A 4,429-nucleotide genomic window follows, 5' to 3' on the forward strand; every position below is an offset into this window, starting at 1 on the left:
GGAAACCAGGCAACTACCTGGCCTTTCTCGGACTGGCAGCCGCTCTCTGCTGCTACAAACGATTCCTCAAACTGACCATGTAGGACACGGTCTTACTTTCCCGCTCCTTCTTACGCTCTCCTGCGGCAATCCGCCTTGCTTCCTGGAGCTCGTCTTCACGCTTCTTGAGAACTCCTTCCAGGCTGCCTTGGCGTCCGCATCCGCTGCATCGTTACTCTTCCCGGCAGCTATCGCGGCGTCGAGAGCGTCCTCTGCGGATTCCCGTGCAGCAGCAGCCGAGCCGCGAGCGTACTGCGCGGAGAATTCGGCTTCAGCGGCGGACTCCTCCGCGTTGATGGCGTCCTGGGTAGCGCGGTTGGCCGCGTTACGTGCGGTGGTCGCAGAGGACTTGGCCTGCGCGGCGCTGACTTCCGTGCTGTCGGCGGCGGCGTCCGCCTGGGTGGCGTAGCCTTCCGCGTCCTTGGCGCTTTGCTCAGCTGCGATGCGCGAGTTCTCGGCGTCCGCGGCGGCGTCATTGGCAATGAACGCGGCCTGGGCGGCGCGGTGGGCATTCTCCCGGGCCTTGGCAGCGATCATGTCGCCTTCGGCGATGAGCCGTTGGACTTGGGCGATGTGGGTGTAGGCGAGCTGGTCCTTGCGGTCGGCCATGAACTGACCGGCCTGGACGAAAGTGTGGAGCTCGTCGGCCGGCGCGTTGAGCGCGATCTCTGCAGCCGCCTTGACCTCAGGGCCGCCGTCGTTGAACAGCGCGGTGGCCGCGGCCCGTTCGTCGGTGTTGCGGGCGCTGTACTGCCTGTTACCGAGGAAGGTACGCAGGGCCGTGACGCTGCCGTCCTCCAGGGCTGCCCGCTGCCCCCTGTGTGCTGGTGCCACCCGTGTTGTAGATCGTGGTGATCTCGGCGCGGTATTCCGACTCCGCCGCTACGTACTGGCCAGTGGTGTAGAAGTCACGGATTTGCTGACTTGTACCCGTCAATGCCTCGACGGCCGCCACGCGCACTGTGTCATAAGGGCTTGTGGTGGAGAGGTCGGCAACCTGCTGGCGTATCTCATCGGCGACGCCGGACTGCCAGCCGGTGCTCAGGTAATCAAGGACGTCTTCATCGGTGCCGGCCAACGCCTGGGCAGCGACGTCCTGGCGCCAGGAGTGGCAACTCCTGCCGGGCTGGAGCTGGGCTTCGGCTCGGGGCAGACGTGCTGGCGCCGACTGGAGAGGTGGCAGAAGGCAGGAGTCTTCGACCAACTGCACCGGGTCCTGCTCGCCGAGCTGAACGCGGCCGGCGAGCTCGACTGGTCGCGGGCATGCGTGGAGGGCTCCCACATCCGGCGAAAAAGGGGGTGCCGACACCGGCCCGTCGCCGGTCGACCGGCGCAAGACCGGCAGCAAGCACCACCTGATCTGCGACGGTCGCGGCACCCCGCTCAAAGTCATCACGACCGCGGCGAACGTCAACGACGTCACCCAGACCCTCGCCCTGGTCAACGGCATCCCGCCTGTCGCCGGCCGCCCCCGCCGCCGGGCTGCCCGAACATCAAAGGGATGGGCAAGCTCCGCTACGTCGTCGAGCAGACCTTCGCGCTTCTCCACCACTTCAAGCGTCTCGCCGTCCGCTGGGAACGCCGCAACCGAACTCCACCACGCCTTCGTCTCCCTGGCCTGCAGCCTGATCTGCTGGAGACGCCTCAAGAAGACCCGCACATGATCGTGGTACGGGCTCTAAAAGAAAGTTAATCTTTCAATTAGATCCGGAGTTCTCAAAAATTCACGTGTGAAAGCTGTCGAATAGTCGCCCATCCGTCATTGTGACTCACATCACACTAGCCCCTCTCGTTAAACCTGCGGCAGTGACAAGCCCGCGCACGAGGTGTTGCAATTTGGGCAGACGAGGCAAACCCGCCATAAGCGCAAAAGAGGGTTTCTGAGGCTCGAATTTCGGCCGACCGTGAGTACATTACGTGTGGGCGCAAGGGATAGGGGAACTCGCGGGATCGTAATCTGTCGCGATGTATTCGGCGCTTGACAGTAGTTTTCCCTGCGCCCACCATGAATGGGAGAAACAGGGAAGTGAAGAGCTGGCCGATTGGCGCGAAATAGGGCTTGGAGTGTACGGGTGAGTGGCACATACGTGATACGGCCTCCGAAAGTCGACGATGCCCCCCGCATGTGGGAACTCGTGAATCGAAGTGAGAAGCTGGACAGTAATAGCCTCTACTGCTATTTCATGTGGTGTCGCGACTTCTCTTCGACGTCTGCCGTCGCGGAGCGGGCGGACGGTGAAGTGATCGGCTTCATCACCGCCTACTGTCGTCCCGAAAGTCCTGAAGTCCTGTTCGCTTGGCAGACAGCCACGGATCTCACGGACAGCCGGCCCGGTCTTCCGGGCGCCATGCTGCGAACTCTGCTCCAGCGTGGGGCCGGCAAGGGGATCACTCATCTCGAAACGACCGTGAATCCTGGCAATCGACCCGTCATCATGATGCTTGAGAAGTGCGCGGCCTCGCTGGGGGCGTCGGTGGAGCGCTGCATCCTTTTCGATTCCTCCCAGTTCCCCGATGAGCATCCCAGCGAAGTTCTGTACCGGATAGGACCGGTAAGGAATCTCTAGACGACCATACTGCGGTGCATAACACCGAAAGGTGCTTCTGGATTGAGTGAACGGAAAGAAATATCGGCTGACCTGCTGAATCTCCTGCGTGCCCACCCTGTTCCGGAGAGTCCGGCGACGGAACTCGGTGATGTCCGTTTTGAGGAAGATCTCGGTATGGATTCGATGAAGATCGTCGAACTTCTGGAAGAAGTCGAAGAGCATTTCGGGTTTGCCATTCCGGACGAAGATCTCGCCCGTCTTCACACGGTACGAGACCTTCAGGCGGTCATCGAAAAGAACAGCAATAACTTCGCGTAGCAACGGCATTTCGAGGAGTCCGCGTGATAATAAAAACGGTGGACGGTGTCACCGGAACGGACCAGGACGTGCGCTCTCGTCAATGGCGCAGTCGGCGACTGCTGCTGGCGGGCGACGGGCTCGGCTACTCCCTCCACGACACCATTGCTTACGCCGGGGTGCAGTACACGCTCGAGTACCTGCATCACGCTGAGTCCGTGTACTGCATATCCGGCGAGGGAGAGATCGAGGACCACGCCACAGGCGAGGTGCATCCCCTTGGCGAAGGCTCTCTCTACGTACTCGACGAGCATGACCGGCACACCTTGAGGGCCTTCACGGAAATGCGCTTCCTCTGCGTGTTCACGCCCGCCGTGACCGGCGCTGAGGTCCACGACGAGAACGGGGCCTACCCCCCGCCGGAAGGCTTGGAGAAGGCCGCCGTCCCGCCGATGGAAAGCACCTCCTCGTGAACGGCTGGCAGGCGGCTCTCTCCGGTGTCGAGGCGACCGCGCTGGACTGCATGCAGGCGAACCTGGCCGTGTTGGCCGATCATTCACACGGCGGCGGCACCCATCGCCGGTTGGGCGCCCCCCTGCGCTTCCCCTTCGCCCGGCCGGACGACACCTACCTGCCGACGGTGGAGCGGGCACTCGGTCGGCACGTGGCCGATGCCCACGCCCTCGCCGGTGTGCGGTTGCACGGCATCGACGAGCCGAGAACCATCGAGCGCGCCTTCCAGCTGCTGGATGCGGCGGCCGGCGACCGCACCGGAGCGCTGTACGTCGTGGCCGACGCCTACACATTGCCGTGGTGTCCCTACAGCGGCCACCAGCACATGCCGCACAGCTTTCTGCTGGTGCCCGGGCAGGGCGCGAAAGGCGTGGTGGTCGATGCCTACCACAACGACACGCCTTACGGGCCTGCCCGCCCGCGCGACTGGACGCTCGACCGCGACGAACTCATCCAGGTCCTCTCGGGGCAGCCGATTCGCGTCGGAGAGGTCGAAGCCGTCCCGGCCGTGCCGCCGGGCCCTGTGGACGTACTCCGACGCAACGCTTCCCACCTGACCGAGGCCCAGCCGCGGATGCGCGAGTTCGTACAGGCCTACCGCGACCACGCCGATCCGCTGGCCGCCGCCGAGGCACTGATGCTGGAGAGCTGGCTCCTTGCCCGCTCACGTCTGCTGCACGGGCGGTGGCTGTCGGATGCCGCGCCCGCCCGTCTGAGCGAGCCGTTCGCCCGGCACGCGGAGGCCTGGACGCAGTTCGCCGGGCATTGCTACCTGGCCGTGCGCCGACTGCGCCGTGGCAGAGAAGCCCCCGCCGATCTCTACGACGTGCTGTCGTCCCTGCTGGACGAGGACGTCCGGCACGCGAGCCGTCTGGCCGGGGCACCTTCCTCATCCTCCACCGCTGCCTGACGATCTCCAGGGAGTAAGAATGACTCTCACCCCGCCCGCACTGAGCGTCTTCGAGACCCTGGAGTCCGAGGTCCGCAGCTACTGCCGCGGCTGGCCCGCCGTCTTCGACCGTGCGCAGGGC

The 4,429-nt window shown here is 64.2% G+C and carries 6 protein-coding genes and 1 pseudogene; 5 read left to right on the plus strand and 2 right to left on the minus strand.

Annotated features, from left to right (window positions below):
- Positions 1–66 precede the first annotated feature (66 nt).
- Together ACFWM7_RS33960 and ACFWM7_RS33965 are read right to left on the minus strand one after the other, a co-directional pair.
- A complete protein-coding gene (locus tag ACFWM7_RS33960) occupies positions 67–873 on the minus strand; it encodes a hypothetical protein (RefSeq protein WP_383268259.1) in 807 nt (268 codons plus the stop codon).
- Complete coding sequence (locus tag ACFWM7_RS33965) at positions 797–1,249, minus strand: ALF repeat-containing protein (protein WP_383268262.1); 453 nt, start codon at positions 1,247–1,249, stop codon at positions 797–799. The genes ACFWM7_RS33960 and ACFWM7_RS33965 overlap by 77 nt, the downstream gene beginning before the upstream one ends.
- On the opposite strand from ACFWM7_RS33965, the pseudogene ACFWM7_RS33970 reads away from it, so the two are divergent.
- The 5 genes and pseudogenes from ACFWM7_RS33970 to ACFWM7_RS33990 form a co-directional block, all read left to right on the plus strand.
- Positions 1,184–1,703, plus strand: a pseudogene (locus ACFWM7_RS33970) (transposase); the annotation flags it as partial. The gene ACFWM7_RS33965 and the pseudogene ACFWM7_RS33970 overlap by 66 nt on opposite strands.
- A 423-nt stretch (positions 1,704–2,126) precedes the next feature.
- A complete protein-coding gene (ectA, locus tag ACFWM7_RS33975) occupies positions 2,127–2,606 on the plus strand; it encodes a diaminobutyrate acetyltransferase (protein ID WP_383268271.1) in 480 nt (159 codons plus the stop codon).
- Positions 2,607–2,648: 42 nt separating this feature from the next.
- Entirely contained in the window at positions 2,649–2,906 is a 258-nt protein-coding gene (locus tag ACFWM7_RS33980) for an acyl carrier protein (RefSeq protein ID WP_383268264.1), read from the plus strand.
- A gap of 38 nt (positions 2,907–2,944) precedes the next feature.
- Entirely contained in the window at positions 2,945–3,358 is a 414-nt protein-coding gene (locus ACFWM7_RS33985; protein WP_383268266.1) for an ectoine synthase, read from the plus strand.
- Complete coding sequence (locus ACFWM7_RS33990; protein WP_383268269.1) at positions 3,355–4,308, plus strand: hypothetical protein; 954 nt, start codon at positions 3,355–3,357, stop codon at positions 4,306–4,308. The genes ACFWM7_RS33985 and ACFWM7_RS33990 overlap by 4 nt, the downstream gene beginning before the upstream one ends.
- Positions 4,309–4,429 lie beyond the last annotated feature (121 nt).

Origin of the sequence: Streptomyces sp. NPDC058375 (assembly GCF_042723425.1) — a bacterium.
GTDB classification, from domain to species: domain Bacteria; phylum Actinomycetota; class Actinomycetes; order Streptomycetales; family Streptomycetaceae; genus Streptomyces; species Streptomyces durocortorensis.